The organism is Bradyrhizobium sp. ISRA464 (genome assembly GCF_029910095.1).
GTDB lineage: Bacteria > Pseudomonadota > Alphaproteobacteria > Rhizobiales > Xanthobacteraceae > Bradyrhizobium.
Genome location: NZ_CP094526.1, coordinates 2,063,693 through 2,081,265, shown reverse-complemented (window position 1 = coordinate 2,081,265; position 17,573 = coordinate 2,063,693). Strand labels below are relative to the sequence as shown.

22 protein-coding genes are annotated in these 17,573 nt (G+C 65.3%); 16 read left to right on the top strand and 6 right to left on the bottom strand.

The genetic code is table 11. From position 1 onward, the window contains the following. Positions 1-27: 27 nt before the first annotated feature. Positions 28-1,698 (bottom strand): NAD(P)/FAD-dependent oxidoreductase, encoded by a 1,671-nt coding sequence (locus MTX19_RS09770; RefSeq protein WP_280983418.1) that lies wholly within the window; start codon positions 1,696-1,698, stop codon positions 28-30. A gap of 204 nt (positions 1,699-1,902) precedes the next feature. On the opposite strand from MTX19_RS09770, the gene MTX19_RS09765 reads away from it, so the two are divergent. The 3 genes from MTX19_RS09765 (at position 1,903) to MTX19_RS09755 (ending at position 3,432) form a co-directional block, all read left to right on the top strand. Continuing rightward, a complete protein-coding gene (locus MTX19_RS09765; protein WP_280983417.1) occupies positions 1,903-2,301 on the top strand; it encodes a hypothetical protein in 399 nt (132 codons plus the stop codon). A gap of 29 nt (positions 2,302-2,330) precedes the next feature. Further along, on the top strand, positions 2,331-2,810 hold the full coding sequence (locus MTX19_RS09760) for an NUDIX domain-containing protein (RefSeq protein WP_280983416.1): 480 nt from the start codon (positions 2,331-2,333) through the stop codon (positions 2,808-2,810). Between the two features lie 112 nt (positions 2,811-2,922). Next, on the top strand, positions 2,923-3,432 hold the full coding sequence (locus MTX19_RS09755) for a mismatch-specific DNA-glycosylase (protein WP_280983415.1): 510 nt from the start codon (positions 2,923-2,925) through the stop codon (positions 3,430-3,432). Between the two features lie 147 nt (positions 3,433-3,579). On the opposite strand, the gene MTX19_RS09750 is transcribed toward MTX19_RS09755, so the two are convergent. Then, a complete protein-coding gene (locus MTX19_RS09750) occupies positions 3,580-4,014 on the bottom strand; it encodes a hypothetical protein (protein ID WP_280985939.1) in 435 nt (144 codons plus the stop codon). Positions 4,015-4,214: 200 nt separating this feature from the next. On the opposite strand from MTX19_RS09750, the gene MTX19_RS09745 reads away from it, so the two are divergent. Genes MTX19_RS09745 through MTX19_RS09735 form a run of 3 tightly spaced genes read left to right on the top strand, consistent with a single transcriptional unit; the run spans position 4,215 to position 5,497 of the window. Further along, the gene (locus MTX19_RS09745) at positions 4,215-4,640 is read left to right on the top strand and encodes a YeeE/YedE thiosulfate transporter family protein (protein ID WP_280983414.1); all 426 of its coding nucleotides are present in this window, start codon (positions 4,215-4,217) and stop codon (positions 4,638-4,640) included. 2 nt (positions 4,641-4,642) lie between these two features. Beyond that, positions 4,643-5,107, top strand: coding sequence for a DUF6691 family protein (locus tag MTX19_RS09740; RefSeq protein ID WP_280983413.1), 465 nt, complete (start codon positions 4,643-4,645; stop codon positions 5,105-5,107). 3 nt (positions 5,108-5,110) lie between these two features. Then, the gene (locus MTX19_RS09735; RefSeq protein ID WP_280983412.1) at positions 5,111-5,497 is read left to right on the top strand and encodes a RidA family protein; all 387 of its coding nucleotides are present in this window, start codon (positions 5,111-5,113) and stop codon (positions 5,495-5,497) included. Positions 5,498-6,232: 735 nt separating this feature from the next. Here MTX19_RS09735 and MTX19_RS09730 read toward each other — a convergent pair. After that, on the bottom strand, positions 6,233-6,994 hold the full coding sequence (locus MTX19_RS09730; protein ID WP_280983411.1) for an SOS response-associated peptidase: 762 nt from the start codon (positions 6,992-6,994) through the stop codon (positions 6,233-6,235). Between the two features lie 62 nt (positions 6,995-7,056). Between MTX19_RS09730 and MTX19_RS09725 the strand changes: the two genes are divergently transcribed. The 5 genes from MTX19_RS09725 (at position 7,057) to MTX19_RS09705 (ending at position 9,540) form a co-directional block, all read left to right on the top strand. Then, a complete protein-coding gene (locus tag MTX19_RS09725; RefSeq protein WP_280983410.1) occupies positions 7,057-7,557 on the top strand; it encodes a hypothetical protein in 501 nt (166 codons plus the stop codon). 42 nt (positions 7,558-7,599) lie between these two features. Then, positions 7,600-8,019 (top strand): NUDIX hydrolase, encoded by a 420-nt coding sequence (locus MTX19_RS09720; RefSeq protein ID WP_280983409.1) that lies wholly within the window; start codon positions 7,600-7,602, stop codon positions 8,017-8,019. Between the two features lie 76 nt (positions 8,020-8,095). Beyond that, a complete protein-coding gene (locus tag MTX19_RS09715) occupies positions 8,096-8,473 on the top strand; it encodes a TIGR02301 family protein (RefSeq protein ID WP_280983408.1) in 378 nt (125 codons plus the stop codon). Next, positions 8,463-9,119 (top strand): HAD family hydrolase, encoded by a 657-nt coding sequence (locus tag MTX19_RS09710; RefSeq protein WP_280983407.1) that lies wholly within the window; start codon positions 8,463-8,465, stop codon positions 9,117-9,119. The genes MTX19_RS09715 and MTX19_RS09710 overlap by 11 nt, the downstream gene beginning before the upstream one ends. A gap of 154 nt (positions 9,120-9,273) precedes the next feature. Next, complete coding sequence (locus MTX19_RS09705; RefSeq protein WP_280976246.1) at positions 9,274-9,540, top strand: hypothetical protein; 267 nt, start codon at positions 9,274-9,276, stop codon at positions 9,538-9,540. 64 nt (positions 9,541-9,604) lie between these two features. Here MTX19_RS09705 and MTX19_RS09700 read toward each other — a convergent pair whose 3' ends face one another. Beyond that, positions 9,605-10,939 carry a dihydroorotase gene (locus MTX19_RS09700; RefSeq protein ID WP_280983405.1) on the bottom strand — a complete coding sequence of 445 codons (1,335 nt, stop codon included), beginning with the start codon at positions 10,937-10,939 and terminating at the stop codon, positions 9,605-9,607. 130 nt (positions 10,940-11,069) lie between these two features. Between MTX19_RS09700 and MTX19_RS09695 the strand changes: the two genes are divergently transcribed. From MTX19_RS09695 to MTX19_RS09675, 5 genes are all read left to right on the top strand, one after another. Then, the gene (locus MTX19_RS09695) at positions 11,070-11,951 is read left to right on the top strand and encodes a folate-binding protein (RefSeq protein ID WP_280983404.1); all 882 of its coding nucleotides are present in this window, start codon (positions 11,070-11,072) and stop codon (positions 11,949-11,951) included. Then, positions 11,948-12,574 (top strand): DNA-3-methyladenine glycosylase I, encoded by a 627-nt coding sequence (locus MTX19_RS09690; RefSeq protein WP_280983403.1) that lies wholly within the window; start codon positions 11,948-11,950, stop codon positions 12,572-12,574. The genes MTX19_RS09695 and MTX19_RS09690 overlap by 4 nt, the downstream gene beginning before the upstream one ends. Beyond that, on the top strand, positions 12,571-13,179 hold the full coding sequence (locus MTX19_RS09685) for an HD family hydrolase (RefSeq protein ID WP_280983402.1): 609 nt from the start codon (positions 12,571-12,573) through the stop codon (positions 13,177-13,179). Before MTX19_RS09690 ends, MTX19_RS09685 begins: the two co-directional genes overlap by 4 nt. A 73-nt stretch (positions 13,180-13,252) precedes the next feature. Beyond that, positions 13,253-13,759, top strand: coding sequence for a protein-tyrosine phosphatase family protein (locus MTX19_RS09680; protein ID WP_280983401.1), 507 nt, complete (start codon positions 13,253-13,255; stop codon positions 13,757-13,759). Positions 13,760-13,871: 112 nt separating this feature from the next. Next, the gene (locus MTX19_RS09675; protein WP_280983400.1) at positions 13,872-16,556 is read left to right on the top strand and encodes a DUF2339 domain-containing protein; all 2,685 of its coding nucleotides are present in this window, start codon (positions 13,872-13,874) and stop codon (positions 16,554-16,556) included. A gap of 25 nt (positions 16,557-16,581) precedes the next feature. Here the strand turns inward: MTX19_RS09675 and MTX19_RS09670 are convergent, their stop codons facing one another. Then, positions 16,582-16,815, bottom strand: coding sequence for a hypothetical protein (locus MTX19_RS09670; RefSeq protein WP_280976237.1), 234 nt, complete (start codon positions 16,813-16,815; stop codon positions 16,582-16,584). A 145-nt stretch (positions 16,816-16,960) separates the two neighbouring features. Continuing rightward, positions 16,961-17,560, bottom strand: a complete 600-nt coding sequence (locus tag MTX19_RS09665; RefSeq protein WP_280983399.1) for a hypothetical protein — start codon at positions 17,558-17,560, stop codon at positions 16,961-16,963. Positions 17,561-17,573 lie beyond the last annotated feature (13 nt).

Here is a 17,573-nt window from a genome sequence, read left to right as displayed (position 1 = left end):
AAGCGCATCCAAGGGCTTGCATTCGATCTACGCCGACACGCCAACCGTCGCCCCCTGCACTTCGGCCGCCGGGGCCGCCCCAAACGCGATCTCCTCATACCCCCTCGCCGCCACCCCGTTGATGATCCCCAAAAACTTCGGCATGCCGCCGTTGTAGACGAAATACCGTACCGTCCCCGCTTCGTGGCCGGGCACGTTGGAGTTGTAGCCAGTGAACCAGCCCTTGGCTTTGCGCATCAGCATGATCTCGTACATCTTGACGACATGCGCGGTCCAGCGCTCCTGCGCCTCGAGCGTCGCGTCCGCGCGCGTGTAGCCGCGGTCCCACATGTATTGCAGCAGGTTGGTGCACCAGTTGACGCCATTCTCGATGCCGCGCGGGAAGTTGGTCGAGGCGGACGCGCTTTGCGGCCCGGTCGGCATCAGCAAATTCGGGAAGCCGTGCACGAGCATGCCGAGGAAGGTGGACGGCGCATGCTTCCATTTGTCCGCCAGCTTCTCGCCGCCGATGCCACGGATGTCGATCAGGTCATAGGCGCCGGTGATGGCATCGAATCCTGTGGCGTAGACGATGATGTCGAAGTCATAGTCGCGCGCCGATGTCCGCAAGCCCGTCTCGGTCACGCGCACCAGCGGCGTCTCGCTGAGATCGACGAGATGCACGTTGTCGCGGTTATAGACCTCGAAATAGTTCGTCTCCAGCGGCAGGCGCTGCACGCCGAAGCCGTGATCCCGCGGGATCAGTTTTTCGGCAACCTTGGGATCCCTGACGCGCTGGCGGATGCGACCGGCGATATACTCCGACAATTCGGCATTGGCGGCTTCATCCATGAAGATCTCGCGGAAATTCGCCAGCCAGATGCCGAAGCCGGGCTCGTCGTAGAGCTTGTCCCACAGCTTCAGCCGCTCCTCGCGCGTCACCTCGTAGAAGCCGCGGCGGTCGGGCCCGTGCAGAAAGCTGCCCGGCGTGAGCGCGCAGGCGGCGAAGATCTCGTCATAGCGGGCACGGATGTCGGCCATTTCCGCCTCAGAAATCGCGCTGTTGTTGAGCGGCGCGCTCCAGTTCGGCCGGCGCTGGAACACGGTGAGCTCGCCGACCTTGTCGGCGATCTCACCGATTAACTGGATGCCGGTGGCGCCGGTGCCGATCACGGCCACTCTCTTGCCGGCGAGATCGATCGGCTCGTGCGGCCAGTAATAGGTATGGAACGAGCGGCCCTTGAAGTCGTCGATGCCTTCCACGCGCGGCATGGTCGGCGCCGAGAGCAACCCGATCGCGAGCACCACGAAGCGGCAGGTCAGCTCGCGGCCGTCGGCGATCGTCAGGTGCCAGAGATCCCGCGCCTCGTCGAAACGCATGGTTTCGACCTTGCAGTTGAACTGCATATGCTTGCGGAGGTCGAACTTGTCGGCGACGTAGTTGAGGTAGCGCAAATTCTCGGGCTGGCCGGAGAAGCGCTCCTTCCAGTGCCACTCGTCGAGCAGCTCGCGCGAGAACGAGAAGCCGTAGGTGTAGCTCTCGGAATCGAAGCGGCAGCCGGGATAGCGGTTCCAGTACCAGGTGCCGCCGAGATCGGGGGCCGCTTCAAGCACGGTCGCGTCGATGCCGAGATCGACCAGCCGCTTGATCTGGTAGATGCCCGCCACGCCGGCGCCGACGACGATCACCTCGTAGTGGGTCTTGGCCGCTCCCGTCATGTCCGGCTCCGGAATTCTTCTTGATCTGTTTGGGTCGATTACAGACCGTTTTGCCTGATCAGGCAACCGCTCGCGGGCGCGCACAACTTGCGTTGAGGCGCTGCCTGCGCCACATCGTTCGCTGCGACATCAGGGATTTATATCCGTCCCGCATATCGCTACGCTCATGCGGGCCACAGTCGCCTACACTTCGCTAGGACCACAATGACCGACAATCTCACCGGAGTCTGGGACGGCACCTATGTTCAGCCGGGCGTCGGCGTGGTCACGTTTCTGGTGACGCTGATCGACGCCAGCGGCGCGCTCGGCGGAAGCGTGACCGAACCCTGCATGATGCCGGGTTGTCCGTTGAGCGCCCACAACGCGTCGATTGCGGGTCGTCGCTCCGGCAAGGCGGTCTCGCTCGTCAAACGCTACGAGCCGCCCGGCTACGGCTATGACACGGTCCAATATGAAGGCTCGGTCAATGCCGAGGCGACAGAGATCGACGGGCGCTGGAAGATAGCGGGCACATCGTCCTCGGGAACGTTCCTGATGGTGCGCTCGACGAGGCCGGCAGAGTCGGTCGCAACCGACGAACGAACCAAGGAGCCTGCGCGTTAGCGCACAGCAGCACACGTTCGAGATCAACCATGGCCAAACGAAGTGCCGGCTTGCTCATGTTTCGCTACGGGGGAAGCAGCCCGGAAGTTCTGCTTGTGCACCCCGGCGGTCCGTTCTGGGCGAAGAAGGACGATGGCGCGTGGTCGATCCCGAAAGGCCTGTACGAAGACGGCGAGGATCCCCTGGTTGCCGCGAAGCGGGAATTCGAGGAGGAAACGGGACAGCGGCCGGCCGGCTCGTTCGTCGAGCTCGGAGTCTTCAAGCAACCGGGCGGCAAGCAGGTCAGCGCGTGGGCGTTCGAAGGCGAGTTCGACCTGGCATCGTTCAAGAGCAACAGTTTCGCGATGGAGTGGCCGCCGAAGTCGGGGCGCCTTGCCGAGTTCCCCGAGGCGGATCGCGCAGACTGGTTTCCGGTGAAGGACGCATTTCGGAAGGTCACCGGGGGGCAGGTCGCCATTTTGAAAAGTCTGCTCGAGAATTTGGGGCTATCAGAAGACGATTTGGCGTGATGCTTGGGCCCCCGCATATCGCGGAGCCTGTCATCGGACGCGCGTTCGCGAGATCTGTTGGCTCATGCGGGCTACATCTTGCCACTGCGCCTCTTCTCCGCCCTTTTATCGAATGACCGACAACATCTCCCATCGCCTGCCCGACCAGCTCCGCGCCAATCTGCGCCTCGTCTTCGTCGGCACCGCGGCCAGCACGCGCTCAGCGGCCGTCGGGCATTACTACGCGCATCCCGGCAACCGCTTCTGGCGGGCGCTGCACGAGGCCGCCATCACGCCGCGGCGCTATCGGCCGGACGAGTTCGTGGCACTGCTTGAGCTCGGCATCGGCTTCACCGATCTCTCCAAGACCGGCGCCGGGATGGATCACGAGATCGCGAGGCAGTCATTCGACGTCATCGGCTTCAGGAGAAAGATCGAGACGTTCCGCCCGAGGACCATCGCATTCACCAGCAAGACAGCGGCGAGCCTGTTCTACCACCGGCCGACCAGCGCGATTGCGTTCGGCCGGCAACCGCCAACGAGCGGCTTTCCAGATGTGTTCGTGCTGCCGTCGCCGTCGGGCGCGGCGTCAGGACATTGGACGTTGCAGCCGTGGCGTGAGCTGGCTGAGTGGATCGCATAGATCGTAGTATGGGTAGAGCGCAGCGAAACCCATCGGCTTCGTGGTGCTGAGAGAGGTGGTTTCGCGGAGTTTATCATCGGGCCGCGCTCAGCGCGGACCCGTTGGCTCTACCCACCCTAAGAACTGCCATCTGAATCTTGCAGGCAGTTATTCCTTCAACGTAATCGCAAGCCCGCTGAGGTCGACATTGGCCATCAGTCCGACCTGCTTGCCGCCCAATTCCAGGATCGCGCCGTTCGGGTTGGTCAGCACGATGCCGCGCACGCCGGCGCCGAGCGCAACGCCCATGCCCGCCGCGGCGTAGACGCCGGCGATATCCTGAGCCCGGCGGATATTTCGGACCCGCCCCTGCAACGTGGTCTGGGAGCCACCGAAGACGAGCCCATAGTCCAGCCCGCCGGCCGTGAGCCCGTAGGTCTTGCCGTGGAAGGTCATGACGCCCTTGCCGATGGAGCCGCCGAAGATCCAGCCCCCCTTGAAGATGACGAGTGTCACGGCCGCCTCGTCAGCCCGGGCGGCGGACGATCCGGTGAGCAGCGCCAGCGCGAGCATCGCGGCGCGGGCGACGGATGACAATCTCATGGGGAGTTCTCCGAACGATGTGAGAGGCAGATCGAATCTGCGCCAATCTAACCGACTGATGGCACCGTTGAAATGCCTACAAGGCATGCCGGATTGCGCTTGTCCCAGCTAGCGCGGAGTTTATCATCTGACAGCGCTCAGCGCGGACCCGTTGGCCAACCCACCCTACGCATCTGAGCGCCGAGGCAACAGGTGCCGCCATGCATAACTTCGCTCCCCTCTCCGGCCTCCTCGGCGGCGTGCTGATCGGGCTCGCCGCGGCGCTGCTGATGCTGTTGACCGGGCGGATCGCCGGCGTCACCGGCATTGTCGGCGGCGCGCTGCTGGGCGGTTCCGCCGACCGCGGCTGGCGCATCGCCTTCGTCGCGGGGCTGATCGCGGCGCCATTGATCGCAGCGCTGTTCGGCGCGCCGCTGCCGCGGCCTCAGATGAATGCGAGCCTCGTGGTGATCGCGATCGCGGGGCTCCTGGTCGGGTTCGGCACCCGGATGGGCAATGGCTGCACCTCCGGCCACGGCGTCTGCGGCTTTGCCCGGCTGTCCGGCCGCTCGATCGCGGCGACTTGCATCTTCCTGCTGACGGCGATCGCGACGGTCGCGATCGTGAGGCACGGGCTGGGAGGCTAGCGATGCAGATTCTCGCCAGCTTCATATGCGGGCTGATCTTCGGCGCGGGCCTTTTGATCTCGGGCATGACCTATCCGCAGAAGGTGCTCGGCTTCCTCGACATCTTCGGCGCCTGGGATGCGACGCTCGCCTTCGTGATGGCGGGCGCCGTGGCTGTCACGGCGGCCGGCTTTGCAATCGCGCGGCACCGCGCCGCGCCCGCGCTCTCGGCCCGCTTTCTCTGGCCCGACCGCAGCGATATCGATGCACCGCTGGTCACAGGTGCGGTGCTGTTCGGCATCGGCTGGGGCCTTGTTGGCATCTGCCCCGGGCCGGCGCTGGTCAACCTTGCCGGCCTCACGCTGCCGATCGTGGTGTTCGTCGTGGCGATGATTTTGGGCATGATCGGCTACGAATTCTGGCGCCGGCGCCAGGCCACACCGCGTGCCGTGCAAAGCACTGCCCTTCCCTCTCGCGCAGACGGGTGACCCATGACAGTGATCAAGCACTTCCCACCTCCGCCCGGCATCAAGGCGCCGCCGCTCTCGTTCGGCGCCCGCGTCGGCGATTTGCTGTTCATCTCCGGCATTCCCGGCTTCGACGCCAACGGCAATTTGCCCGACGGCTTCGAGGCGCAGTTCGCCAACGTCGTCATCAATTTCAGGCGCGTGCTTGATGAAGCGGGCGCCACGATGCGCGACCTCGTCAAGGTCAACGTGCTGCTGACGCGCGCGTCCGACGTCGCGACGATGAACGCGCTCTATGCCGGCGCGTTCGGTCCGCCGCCCTATCCCGCGCGCACCACCTGCGTGGTGGTGGCGCTGCCCAATCCGAAGATGCTGATCGAGATCGAAGGCGTGGCGTCGGTGAAGGGGTGACAGTGCAATCACTGAGTTGCCCGACGGCGCAAGTCCCTTCTGCAAAAATATTTCTGTTTTCCAGAAGCACAACTCAGTGTATGAATGGCCCGTCTCACCCGCTTGAGGGGCGCTTCGCGATCGTCACGAGTGTTGGGTCGAGATGCGGTGGACGCCGAGTGCGCAACTGACGAGTGCGTATGAGGCGGACGGTGAAGTCGTGCAGGCCTGACGCCCTAGTGGCAGGTGTCTCATCAGCAAGAGACGAGTTCTCTCGCTGATGACGGTGACAACAAAGCCCAGTCTCGCCGGGGAGAGCACGTATAAGCCGTAAACCATCGCGCAGGGAAGGCCGGGATTGCTCCGGTTACACCTGTGGTCCTACCCCCGAGCTTCCTACTTTTGCTCGGGGCCCATGGTGCGATCGGCACCCGGCTTTCCCTGCGCCCTCTGTTCAAGAGAGGGCGAAGATCGACGAAAACCTCGGACGCATCGCGCCGCGAGAATGCTGGTGCGTGCCCTGATCGGCGCCTGATCCATGAAGCATGAATTTCATTCGTTGCTGAGGAGCGAAAGGTTTGTCGGCAAACTCGCTGCACCTCTCCCGCTTGCGGGGGAGGTCGCGTCGCATCGTCAGATGCGATGCGGGTGGGGGCTCTCCCCACACGAAGGGTCCGACTCGCGGCAACACCCTACCCCCGCCCTCCCCCGCAAGCGGGAGAGGGAGCGCAGCGTGCTCGTGGCTGCACTCGCGCCTCAGAACAACGACCCCTGCCCGTCGTCCTCGCGCACCGGTGTCTTGCGCGGCGCGGGCTTCTTCGGCGGCGGGGCTTCCTCGGCGGCGATCTCTTCCGCGGTCATCGGCAGCATGAGTTGTGCGTCGTCGTTCGCAAAGCTGTTCACGCGCGTCGTCACCTGGTGCCAGCCGAACTCACCGACCTCGGGTCCCCTCAGCATCGGCATCACGTCGTCGACGTCGTTGGCGCGGCAGTCGAGCCAGCGCTCGAAGGCGTCGGGCGCGATGGTGACGGGGACACGGTGATGCAGGCTCGCGAGGTCGCGGCTTGCCGGCGCGGTGACGATCGCGACGGTGTCCTGCTCCTCGCCGTTCGGGCCCATCCAGGTCTCGGCGAGCGCGGCGAACGCAATCGGATGGCCGTCGCGGCGATGGATGAAGAACGGACGCCTGCGGCCGCCGGCATCCTGCCATTCGTAATAGCCGTCGGCCGGCACCAGCGCGCGACGCCGCAGAAGCGCATTCTTGAACGCCGGCTTCTCGCGCACCGTCTCAGAGCGGGCGTTGATCAACAGCGAGAAGGTGCGAGGATCCTTGACCCAGGACGGGATCAGGCCCCAGCGCATCAATTGAAAATGCCGGCCGCCATTGTCCAGGATCACGACCGGGATCGGCTGGGTCGGCGCAACATTATACCGCGGCGGAAAATTCGGCTGCTCGATGTAGCCGAAGATCTGCCGCAAGGCCGCCGGCGGCGAGGTGATGACAAAGCGTCCGCACATATCCCATCCAAATAGGTATCCGTTTAATCCGCTTTAACCCCGACCGTTAAAGACTGCATCAGATGACCTCAACGGCCGCCATAGCGGGCTCATCCCCGCGACCGACGTATCCCGATGAGGCGCGGGCCGCGCAGTTGCGCGCCGCCAACATCAATCCCCGCACCGGGCTTGCGACCGACTACCTCAATCACTTCAACGAAGCCATCATGCTGCTGGAGATGATTCCGGATATGCCGGAATGCGCCAGCGATTTCCTGGAGTGGCGGCCGCTGTCCTATGCCGAGCATTTCACGGCTTCCAGCTTCAAGGCGCGCGATCTGGCGATCGAGGCCTATCAGATGGCGGACGGCGAGATCCGCGCCGAATTCGACCAACTCACCGCCAGCATGACGCGGATCCTGCTCGAGGTCGGCTCGGCGATGCGCCAGTTGCAGCAGGACACGAGCCGGGTCGCGCTCGCCGAGCAGGCGATCGTCTGGGTCAAGCCGCTGGTGATGCTGACCGCCGGCGTCATCAACGGCGCCGCGGAGGCCGATGTCGACAGCATCATGGCGAGCGCCTGATTTATCGGGCATGATGGTGTTTGAAACCGGTTGCCGATTGCCTTGACCTCTTCAGACCCCCCGATCCGTCCGCAGCTCGCCGTCTCCGGCGCGATCTTCCGCGAGGGCAAGGCGCTGCTGGTGCGCCGCGCCCGCTCGCCCGGCAAGGGCTTCTATTCGCTGCCCGGCGGTCGGGTCGAATTCGGCGAATCCCTGCACACCGCCCTGCACCGCGAGGTCGATGAAGAAACCGGCCTGCGCATCGAGATCCTGGGCCTGGCCGGCTGGCGCGAGGTGCTGCCGGCCGGACCCGGCGCCGGGCACTATCTGATCATGACCTTCGCGGCGCGCTGGGTGTCAGGGGAACCGGTGCTGAACGACGAGCATGACGATTTCAAATGGCTGCGGCCTGAGGAGATCGGCGACCTCAAGGTCACCGGCGGGCTCCACGAAGTGATCGCGGCCGCTAGGGGGCTGATTTGAGGCCCGATTCGGGGCTTTCGCTGCCTTGCCTCGGGCGCATTGCGGGGGCATACCACGGGCCGTCCCGGAACCCCTGATGCGCAAAGCCTGTTTCGCCGTTTTGATTGTGCTGTCGGCATGCCTCGTGACGCCCGCCCGGGCGCAGGACGCGGCTGCGCCGTTCGACGGCGACCTGCAGCGGCTGGCCGAGATCCTCGGCACCCTGCACTATTTGCGGGGCATCTGCGGCGCCAATGAAGGGGCCAAATGGCGAAACGAGATGCAGGCCCTGATCGACGCCGAAACCCCCTCCGGGGACCGCCGCGCCCGCATGATCGCAGGCTTCAACCGCGGCTATAACGGCTTCCAGCAGACCTACCGCACCTGCACGCCGGCGGCCGTGGTGGCGATTCGCCGCTACATCGAGGAGGGCTCGAAGATCTCGCGCGACCTGACGGCCCGGTATGCCAACTGACGGCGCGATCTTCTTCGACCTCGACGGCACACTGACCGACCCGAAGCCGGGCATCACCGGCTCGATTCAGTATGCGCTGCGCAAGCTCGGCCATCCGGTTCCCTCGCAGGACGAATTGACCTGGTGCATCGGGCCTCCCCTGCGAGGAAGCTTTGTGACGCTGCTCGGCGGCGAGGAACTCGCCGACCACGCGGTTGCCTTGTACCGCGAGCGGTTCGGCGATGTCGGGCTGTTCGAGAACGCCGTCTATCCCGATATCGCGCAGGTGCTGGCCGCGCTGCGGCAGGGGCCGCGCCGGATGTTCGTGGCGACCTCCAAGCCGCACATGTTCGCGACGCGGATCATCGCGCATTTTGGGCTGTCAGGTTATTTCGACCAGGTGTTCGGCTCCGAGCTCGACGGCACCCGCGTCAACAAGGTCGAGCTGCTTGCCTATGCGCTGGAGCAGACCGGGGCGGATCCGGCGCGGGCCGTGATGATCGGCGACCGCAGCCACGACGTGATCGGGGCGAACAAGAACGGCATCCGTGCGGTCGGCGTCACCTACGGCTATGGCACCGCCAAAGAGCTCGTCGAGGCCGGCGCCAGCCACCTCTGCGCCTCGCCGCGCGCGGTGCTGGACCATATCCACAGCTCATTTGGCTAAAGGGGCGGCCGACATCGGGAATTCCCCTTTAAATGCCGAGAGGCGCGTTAACCTTTCTTAAAGATATGGGCTAGGCGGTACCCGCATGCGTGCTACACCTCGCCGGTGTCGCCGTGGTTCGCTTCCGGACCGCGTACCTATTCCGATGAGTTTCATGCGCCATCCAGCGTCCTTTCCCCCTCACAACGACCCGCGGCCCGATCACGAGCAGAAGCAAGCCGCGCTGGGCTACCTGAACGAGGCCTGGGCGGAGGCGCGTCATGACGGCGTCGACGGCGACTGCCTGGCGCAGGCGAGCCTGTTTGCGGCGCTGGCCGAGCTCGTCTCCACCTATGGCGAGGATGCGGTCGCCAAGTTCGCCGAAGGGCTAGCCGCGCGCGTGCGCAACGGCGAGTTCTCGCTGGCGCTCGCCAGGCAATAACCAAAGCGTTTTCGAGCGAAGTGGGGCGCCGGTTCGCGTGAAGAAACCGCGTCAGGATTAGAATCTACGGCTTCAGCGTCTCGAGGAACCGGACCGGCTCGCCCGTCGACGGCGTCGTCAGCTCACCCTGCCACATCACGCGCTTGCCGCGCACGAAAGTGCCGACCGGCCAGCCCTGCACCCGCACCCCGTCATAGGGCGTCCAGCCCGCGCGCGAGGCGACCCATTTGTCGGTGATGGTCTCGCTGCGCTTGAGGTCGACGATGGTGAAGTCGGCGTCATAGCCCGCCGCGATGCGGCCCTTGCAGGCGATGTTGAACAGGCGCGCAGGACCGACGCTGGTGAGATCGACGAACCGCGCCAGCGACAGCCGGCCGGCGTTGACGTGGTCGAGCATCACGGGCACCAGCGTCTGCACGCCGGTCATGCCCGAGGGCGAGGCCGGATAGGTCTTCGCCTTCTCCTCCAGCGTATGCGGCGCGTGATCCGAGCCGAGCACGTCGATGATGCCCTGCTCGATGCCGTACCAGATGCCGGCGCGGTGATCGGCCGAGCGCACCGGCGGGTTCATCTGTGCGCGGGTGCCGAGCCGCTCGTAGCACTCCGGCGCTGCCATCGTAAGGTGGTGCGGCGTCGCCTCGCAGGACGCGACGTCCTTGTGGTCGCGCAGATATTCGATCTCCTGCTTGGTCGAGATATGCAGCACGTGGATGCGCTTGCCGGTCTCCCGCGCGAGCTTGACCAGCCGCTCGGTCGCCATCAGCGCCGCAGTCTCGTCGCGCCACACCGGATGCGAGCGCGGATCGCCCTCGACGCGCAGCGGCTTGCGCTCATTGAGGCGGTATTCGTCCTCGGCATGAAACGAGGCGCGGCGCCGGATCACCTGGAAGATCCGCCGCAGGCTCTCGTCGTCCTCGACCAACAGCGCGCCGGTGGAGGAGCCGATGAACACCTTGACGCCGGCGCAGCCCGGTGCGCGCTCGAGCTCCGGCAGGTCCTGCACGTTCTCGCGGGTGCCGCCGATGAAGAACGCGAAATCGCAATGCATGCGCTGGCGGCCGCGCTTGATCTTGTCGGTGAAGTTGGCCTCGGTCACCGTCAGCGGGTCGGTGTTCGGCATCTCGAACACGGCGGTGACGCCGCCCATCACGGCGCTGCGCGATCCCGTCTCCAGATCCTCCTTGTGGGTCTGGCCGGGCTCGCGGAAATGCACCTGGGTGTCGATCACGCCGGGCAGGATGTGCAGGCCCTTGCAGTCGATCACCTCGCCAGCCGAGGCCTGGCCGAGGGCGCCGATCGCGGCGATGCGGCCGTCGGCGATGCCGATATCGCGCACGCCCTCGCCGTCCTGATTGACCACGGTGCCGGATTTTAGAATGGTGTCAAAACGCTGATTCATCGGTCCTCGACGCCCGCTTTTCCGCTGTCGCGCGGGCCTTGTTCGGTGCACTCTAGCGTCTTAGCTTGGCAGGGGATATCCGCGAGCCGCGCGTTTCCCAAGGAACTTGGAAAAAGAGCCAATTTTGCGAATGAAAGCAGCGTTTCTTCCAGATCGGGGCGTGGTCAAGGTCTCCGGCGAGGACGCCCGCAACTTCCTCAACGGCCTCATCACGACCGACATCGCAGAGCTGCGCCCAGGGCAGGCCCGGTTCGGTGCACTGCTGACGCCGCAGGGCAAGATCATCGTCGATTTCTTGATCACCGAGGCGCCGACGGGCCACGGCGGCGGCTTCCTGATCGACGCGCCGCGCGCGCTCGCCAAGGCGCTCGCCGACAAGCTCGGCTTCTACAAGTTGCGCGCCAAGGTCGTGGTCGAGAATCTCACTGACAACCTTGGGGCGCTCGCAGCGTGGGATGGCGAGCCGGCGACGATGCCCGATCTCGCTTTCGCCGATCCGCGCAATGCTGCGCTCGGCTGGCGCATCCTGATCCCCGAAGAATTGAAGCAGAAGCTCGCCGATCTGGTCGGCGCCGACCTCGTCGACAGCAGTGCCTATGAGGCGCATCGCATCGCGACCGGCGTGCCGCGCGGCGGGCTCGACTTCATGTATGGCGATGCCTTCCCGCACGAGACCAACATGGACCGCCTGCACGGCGTCGATTTCGACAAGGGCTGCTATGTCGGCCAGGAAGTGGTGTCGCGCATGCAGCACCGCGGCACGGCGCGCACCCGCACGGTGAAGATCATCCTCGACGGCCCATCGCCCGAGGCCGGCACAACGATCCTGGCCGGCGACAAGCAGGTCGGCACGATGGGCTCGACCGCGGGCGAAAGGGGCCTCGCATTGGTCCGTATCGACCGCGTCGCCGACGCGCTCGATGCCGGTCAGCCGCTGACCGCGGGCGGGTTGTCGCTTCGCCTCGCCGAGCCCGATGTCGTCCGCACCACACCCAAGCAGACCGTCGCATGAGCCGTACCGCACAACTGCATCCGGACGGCAAGACGCGATGCCCCTGGCCGGGCGAGGATGCCTTCTATGTCGCCTATCACGACAACGAATGGGGCGTGCCGGAGTACGACGACCGTGCGCTCTACGAGAAGCTGATCCTCGACGGCTTCCAGGCCGGCCTCTCCTGGATCACGATCCTGCGCAAGCGCGACAATTTCCGCAAAGCCTTCGACGATTTCCAGCCCGAGAAGATCGCGCGCTACAGCGACAAGAAGGTCCACGCGCTGATGAACGATGCCGGCATCGTCCGCAACCGCGCCAAGATCGAAGGCGCGGTGGCGAGCGCGAAGTCGTATCTGGAGATCATGGAGAAAGGTCCGGGCTTCTCGAAATTCCTCTGGGACTTCGTCGACGGCAAGCCCAAGGTCAACCAGTTCAAGAGCACCGCGAGCGTGCCGGCCTCGACGCCGATCTCGATCAAGATCTCCAAGGAGCTCGGCGCACGCGGCTTCAAGTTCGTCGGGCCCACGATCGTCTACGCGTTCATGCAGGCGACCGGCATGGTCAACGATCATCTCGTCACCTGCTTTTGTCACGAGAACTGCAGCGGCAAGCACCGCGCACCGCGGCTCAAGACGAAATGACCGCACACAAATCGACGGAAACCGCCCGCGCCTGGCAGCGCATGTTGTCTGGGCGCCGGCTGGACCTGCTCGACCCCTCGCCGCTCGACATCGAGATCGTCGACATCGCGCACGGCTTGGCGCGGGTCGCACGCTGGAACGGACAGACCAGCGGCGCACATATCTTCTCGGTGGCCCAGCACACTCTTTTGGTCGAGGCGGTGATGCGCCAGCAGATGCCGCGCGTCGATGCCAGCTTCCGCCTGGCGGCGCTGCTGCATGACGCGCCGGAATACGTCATCGGCGATATGATCTCGCCGTTCAAGGCAGTGCTCGGCGGCGACTACAAGGTGGTCGAGAAGCGGCTGTTGTCTGCGATCCACATCCGCTTCGGCCTGCCTGCCGTGCTCGCGGACGAGATCACCCAACAGATCAAGGCCGCGGATCGCGGCGCGGCCTATCTCGAAGCGACGCATCTTGCAGGATTTTCCGAAAGCGAAGCAAAACGGCTGTTCGGCCGCGATCCCGGACTGCCCGAGGCGACCGAGCGCGACTATCTGACGCCATGGACCGCGGCCAGGGCTGAAAAGCAGTTCCTCGAGCGCTTCAAGGCGCTGCATAGCTGACCGGCCGCAGCGGCTTTCACCGGCCTCCACGCGGGCCTATAATTGCCGGTACAGAGCCTATCCAAGGATCATCATGCTTCACGTCTGCTCACTTGCCGCGCTTCTCGACACGGTCAGGACCACGGGCGCCAGCCATGTGCTCACCGTGATGGCCAATGTCGATCAGGTGCAGCGGCCGCCCTCCGTGCTTCCTGCCAATCATATGAAAGTGTCGATGGACGACATCACGGAAGCGATAGACGGGTTCGTCGTCCCCAACGAAGAGCATATCGAAAAAGTGCTGAGCTTCGTGCGCGGCTGGGACCGTCGTGCGCCGATGGTGGTCCACTGCTATGCCGGCATCAGCCGCTCGACCGCGAGCGCGTTCGCCGCCGTCTGCGCGCTCAATCCGCACCGTGATGAAATGGCAATCGCCCGGCTGATCCGCGAAGCCTCTCCGATCGCGGCTCCCAACAGATTGATCGTCAGCCTTGCCGACAAGGCGCTGGGACGCGAGGGCCGGATGTTGCGCGCACTCGATGCGATGGGTCCGGGCAGCATGAACGTCGAAGGCCGCCCGTTCCGCATCGATGTGGAATAGCACGAGCGTGCCGCGCCCTATCGCTTGAACTTCCAGCCCCTCAGGCTGCACATAATAGGTTGCGACGGGCCGCTGGCTGGCCAAAGGTCCGGCGCGCTTTGCCGGAGGCCCAATGTTCGATTCACCGTTCGACTTCCTGACGCTGGTCATCGCCATCGTCGCGATCATCTTCGCGCGCAAGGCGCTGAACCAGATTGCGGCGCTGCGGAGCCGGCTGGAAGCGATCGAGGCCGCGACAACGACCGCTGCGCGTCCGATCTCCCCGGCACCGCCAGAGGAATCCGAACAGACGCTGCCGGCCGCGCCATCAATTGCGCCTATGCCGCCGCCGTTGCCGGAGGCGGCACCCGTTGCGCCTGATGTGCAGGACCAGCCGGCCGCGAGCGCGCCGAGCGCCGCGCCGCCGCCCCTGCCACAACCGGCGCCCGGCCTGGAGGAGAAATTGGGCACGCGCTGGGTGGTGTGGATCGGCGGCCTGACGCTCGCGCTCGGCGGCTTCTTCATGGTGCGCTACTCGATCGAGGCCGGCCTGCTCGGCCCCGGCGTGCGCACGATGCTCGGCGGCCTGTTCGCGCTGGCGCTGCTTGCGGCCGGCGAGTGGACGCGGCGCAAGGAAAGCATCTCCACCATCGCTGCGCTGCCGATCGCCAACATCCCGGCGATCCTCACCGCCGCCGGCACCGCGGTGGCGTTCGCTACCGTCTACGCCGCCTACGCGCTCTATGACTTCCTCGCACCGGCGACCGCGTTCATCCTGCTCGGCCTGGTCGCGCTCGGCACGCTCGCAGCCGCGCTGCTGCATGGACCCGCGCTCGCCGGGCTCGGTATCGTCGGTGCCTTCGTCACGCCGATCCTTGTATCGTCCGACAAGCCCGACTTCTGGTCGCTTTATATCTATCTCGCGATCGTGACCGCGGCGTCGTTCGGGCTCGCGCGCATCCGCTTGTGGCGCTGGCTTGCGGTCACGACGATCGTGTTCGCGCTGCTGTGGACCTTCCCCTGCCTGCAATGCGGTCCGGAGATGATCGCGCCGCACGCCTTCCACGTGATCGCGGGGTTCGTGCTCGCCGCGCTGCTCGTAGTCTGCGGCTTCGTGTTCGGCCCTGAGGGCGGCGGCGAAGCGATCGAGCCGATCTCGTCCGTTTCGCTCGCGGCCTACCTGTTCGGCGCAATGATGATCGTGCTGAACAGCGCGCATGCCGACGCCGCCATGATCAGCTTCGCGCTGCTGGTGGCCGGCAGCCTCGTCGTCGGCTGGCGCGCCCCCGCGGCAGTTGGCGCGATCGGCGCCGCGTCAGCCTTCGCCTTCATCGTGTTCGGCGAATGGGCCGTCCGCCGCAACGTCGAGATGCTGGTGGCTCCGGGCGGAGCGATCCCGGGTATCGGCCCATCGGCGACCGATGGTTCGGTCTCGCTGCATCTCGTGACCGCGGCGGTGTTCGCGGCCGCGTTTGGTATCGCAGGATTTCTCGCCCAGATGCGGTTTGCCACGACGAAGATCACCGCGACCTGGGCCGCCGTGGCCGTGTTCACGCCGGTCTCGCTTTTGGTCGCGCTCTACGCACGCATCGCGCATCTGGATCGCTCGATCCCGTTTGCGATCCTCGCCGTGCTGCTCGCCGCGGCCTATGCCGCCGCGACCGAGGCGCTGACACGGCGCGGCGAGCGGCAGGAGCTGTCTCCCTCGATCGCACTGTTCGCCACCGGTGCGCTTGCATCGCTTGCCCTCGCGCTCACCTTCGCGCTCGACCGCGGCTGGCTCACCATCGCCCTCGCACTGGCCTCGATGGGCACCGCGTGGCTCTCGGTGCAGCGGCCGATCCCGTTCCTGCGCTGGCTCGCCGCGATCCTCGCCGCCATCGTGATGCTGCGCATCGGCTACGAGCCGCGGATTGCCGGCGATGCCGTCGGCACCACGCCGATCTTCAACTGGTTGTTGTGGGGCTATGGCATCCCGGCACTGTCGTTCTGGGCGGGAGGCCACTTCCTCCGCCGCAACGGCGACGATGTCCCGCTGCGGATGGTCGAGTCCGCCGCCATCCTGTTCACCGTGCTGCTCGCCTTCATGGAGATCCGCCACGCTGTCAACGGCGGCGACGTCTATCGCGATACCGCGGGGCTGACCGAGGTCGCATTGCAGGTCGGCGTGACGCTCGCGATGGCGATCGGGCTGGAACGCCTACGGCTGCGCAGCGGCAGCATTGTCCACAATGTCGGCGCGGTGCTGCTGACCGGCTTCGCCGGACTAGGCGCAGCGTTCGGACTGCTGGGGCTGGAAAACCCGATGCTGTGGTCCGAGAACGTCGGCGGCAGCTTCCTCAATCTGCTGCTGCTCGGCTACGCCCTGCCCGCCGTGCTGGCGCTGCTGTTGTCCTATGCCGTGGCGGGCCATCGCCCCGCGAGCTACGGCAACACCATCGCTGCGGGCGCGCTGATCCTTGCGCTCGCTTACGTGACCTTTGAAATCCGTCGGCTCTATAACGGACCGGTGCTGACCTACAGCGAGACCACGGACGCTGAGCAATACACCTATTCGATCGCCTGGCTGATGTTCGGCGTCGCGCTGCTTGGTATCGGTATTCTGGTGAACTCGCAGCGTGCACGGCTCGCATCCGCCGTCGTGATCGGCCTGACGATCCTGAAGGCGTTTCTGGTCGACATGTCGACGCTGACCGGCGTTTACCGCGCGCTGTCGTTCATGTGCTTGGGCATCGTGCTGGTCGCGATCGGCTGGCTGTACCAGCGCATCCTGTTCCGCAGGCAGGCCCCGCCGCCTGTCCCGCAAGCCGAGGGATAGGCGGAGTGGTGGAGAGCGGCGAACGTCAGTCGACCGATTCCGCGACAAGGCGAATCCTGAACACAGGCTTCCGGCCTTCGTCGAGCAACTCCATGTGCCACTCGCTGTTCTGCTTGAGATTGCGCGAGATACTGCCAAGGAAGTTGCCGCAGACTTTCGTCATCTCGGCCCAGGCCACGTCCCGGTTCTCGAACTCCGTCGCCTGATCGGAGGCGCCTGCGTATTCGCCGTGACTGATCCTGAAAAAATACTGCGCCATAAACTCTACTCAAATACGGGGGCCAACGTCCGGCCTTTCGGAGGACGTTGGACATTGAGTAGCTACCAACGCATGAAGGCCGCCATCCGTATGACTACGGCTTGGCGGCCGATATTCGTCCCGGCGCGAAGATTAACTTGTGGCGTTACTCGGTCGAGCGACGCAGCTCCGGCGGGCTCTCGCTCTTGGCCGGCTCCGCCTTGGCCTCGGATTTGACCGGCTCGAGCTTGTTGCTCTGGACGCGCGGCGTTTCCACGCGTGCCGTCACTTCGGTTTGCGACGCGTCGGCCGAGCGCGTCTGTTCGGACCGATGATGCGAACGCGGCCGCGCCACCGCGCGCGCCATCAGCATCTGATGGCCACCCTGGTGATGGAAATCGCAATAGGCAAAGCCCATTCCGGAGACCGAGCCGCGGAATGAACGGTCGTCCTGCTTGTCGAGATTGAAACAGGGCTCGAACGGTAGTCCCTTCAGCGAGGCACAGACGCTCTGGCCACGGATCTGCAGCGTGTTGCCCGGCAGTCGCACATGGCGGATCGGACCCGAGCCGGAGAACTGGATCGAGCCCGCCGCACCCATGTCGTCGAGAATGCGGCCGGCGCCGCGGGTGCCATCGAAACAGGTGAAGGCGAACACCTTGCCGGCGACGAACTTACGGGCCTCGTCGGCGTTCATCATGCCCGCGAATGCCGGCACGACCATTGCTCCGGCCGTGACGGCCCCCAACATCAAACGCGCAAGCATGCAGCTACTCCAA

Excerpts from the sequence above, each read along its gene's own strand:
- MTX19_RS09690 (WP_280983403.1), top strand. The coding sequence starts at position 11,948 with ATGAGCCGTACCGCACAACTGCATCCGGACGGCAAGACGCGATGCCCC.
- MTX19_RS09765 (WP_280983417.1), top strand. The coding sequence starts at position 1,903 with ATGACCGACAATCTCACCGGAGTCTGGGACGGCACCTATGTTCAGCCG.
- MTX19_RS09680 (WP_280983401.1), top strand. The coding sequence starts at position 13,253 with ATGCTTCACGTCTGCTCACTTGCCGCGCTTCTCGACACGGTCAGGACC.
- MTX19_RS09715 (WP_280983408.1), top strand. The coding sequence starts at position 8,096 with ATGCGCAAAGCCTGTTTCGCCGTTTTGATTGTGCTGTCGGCATGCCTC.
- MTX19_RS09685 (WP_280983402.1), top strand. The coding sequence starts at position 12,571 with ATGACCGCACACAAATCGACGGAAACCGCCCGCGCCTGGCAGCGCATG.
- MTX19_RS09745 (WP_280983414.1), top strand. The coding sequence starts at position 4,215 with ATGCATAACTTCGCTCCCCTCTCCGGCCTCCTCGGCGGCGTGCTGATC.
- MTX19_RS09665 (WP_280983399.1), bottom strand. The coding sequence starts at position 17,560 with ATGCTTGCGCGTTTGATGTTGGGGGCCGTCACGGCCGGAGCAATGGTC.
- MTX19_RS09755 (WP_280983415.1), top strand. The coding sequence starts at position 2,923 with ATGACCGACAACATCTCCCATCGCCTGCCCGACCAGCTCCGCGCCAAT.
- MTX19_RS09730 (WP_280983411.1), bottom strand. The coding sequence starts at position 6,994 with ATGTGCGGACGCTTTGTCATCACCTCGCCGCCGGCGGCCTTGCGGCAG.
- MTX19_RS09750 (WP_280985939.1), bottom strand. The coding sequence starts at position 4,014 with ATGAGATTGTCATCCGTCGCCCGCGCCGCGATGCTCGCGCTGGCGCTG.
- MTX19_RS09740 (WP_280983413.1), top strand. The coding sequence starts at position 4,643 with ATGCAGATTCTCGCCAGCTTCATATGCGGGCTGATCTTCGGCGCGGGC.
- MTX19_RS09735 (WP_280983412.1), top strand. The coding sequence starts at position 5,111 with ATGACAGTGATCAAGCACTTCCCACCTCCGCCCGGCATCAAGGCGCCG.
- MTX19_RS09705 (WP_280976246.1), top strand. The coding sequence starts at position 9,274 with ATGCGCCATCCAGCGTCCTTTCCCCCTCACAACGACCCGCGGCCCGAT.
- MTX19_RS09695 (WP_280983404.1), top strand. The coding sequence starts at position 11,070 with ATGAAAGCAGCGTTTCTTCCAGATCGGGGCGTGGTCAAGGTCTCCGGC.
- MTX19_RS09770 (WP_280983418.1), bottom strand. The coding sequence starts at position 1,698 with ATGACGGGAGCGGCCAAGACCCACTACGAGGTGATCGTCGTCGGCGCC.
- MTX19_RS09760 (WP_280983416.1), top strand. The coding sequence starts at position 2,331 with ATGGCCAAACGAAGTGCCGGCTTGCTCATGTTTCGCTACGGGGGAAGC.
- MTX19_RS09670 (WP_280976237.1), bottom strand. The coding sequence starts at position 16,815 with ATGGCGCAGTATTTTTTCAGGATCAGTCACGGCGAATACGCAGGCGCC.
- MTX19_RS09710 (WP_280983407.1), top strand. The coding sequence starts at position 8,463 with ATGCCAACTGACGGCGCGATCTTCTTCGACCTCGACGGCACACTGACC.
- MTX19_RS09725 (WP_280983410.1), top strand. The coding sequence starts at position 7,057 with ATGACCTCAACGGCCGCCATAGCGGGCTCATCCCCGCGACCGACGTAT.
- MTX19_RS09675 (WP_280983400.1), top strand. The coding sequence starts at position 13,872 with ATGTTCGATTCACCGTTCGACTTCCTGACGCTGGTCATCGCCATCGTC.
- MTX19_RS09700 (WP_280983405.1), bottom strand. The coding sequence starts at position 10,939 with ATGAATCAGCGTTTTGACACCATTCTAAAATCCGGCACCGTGGTCAAT.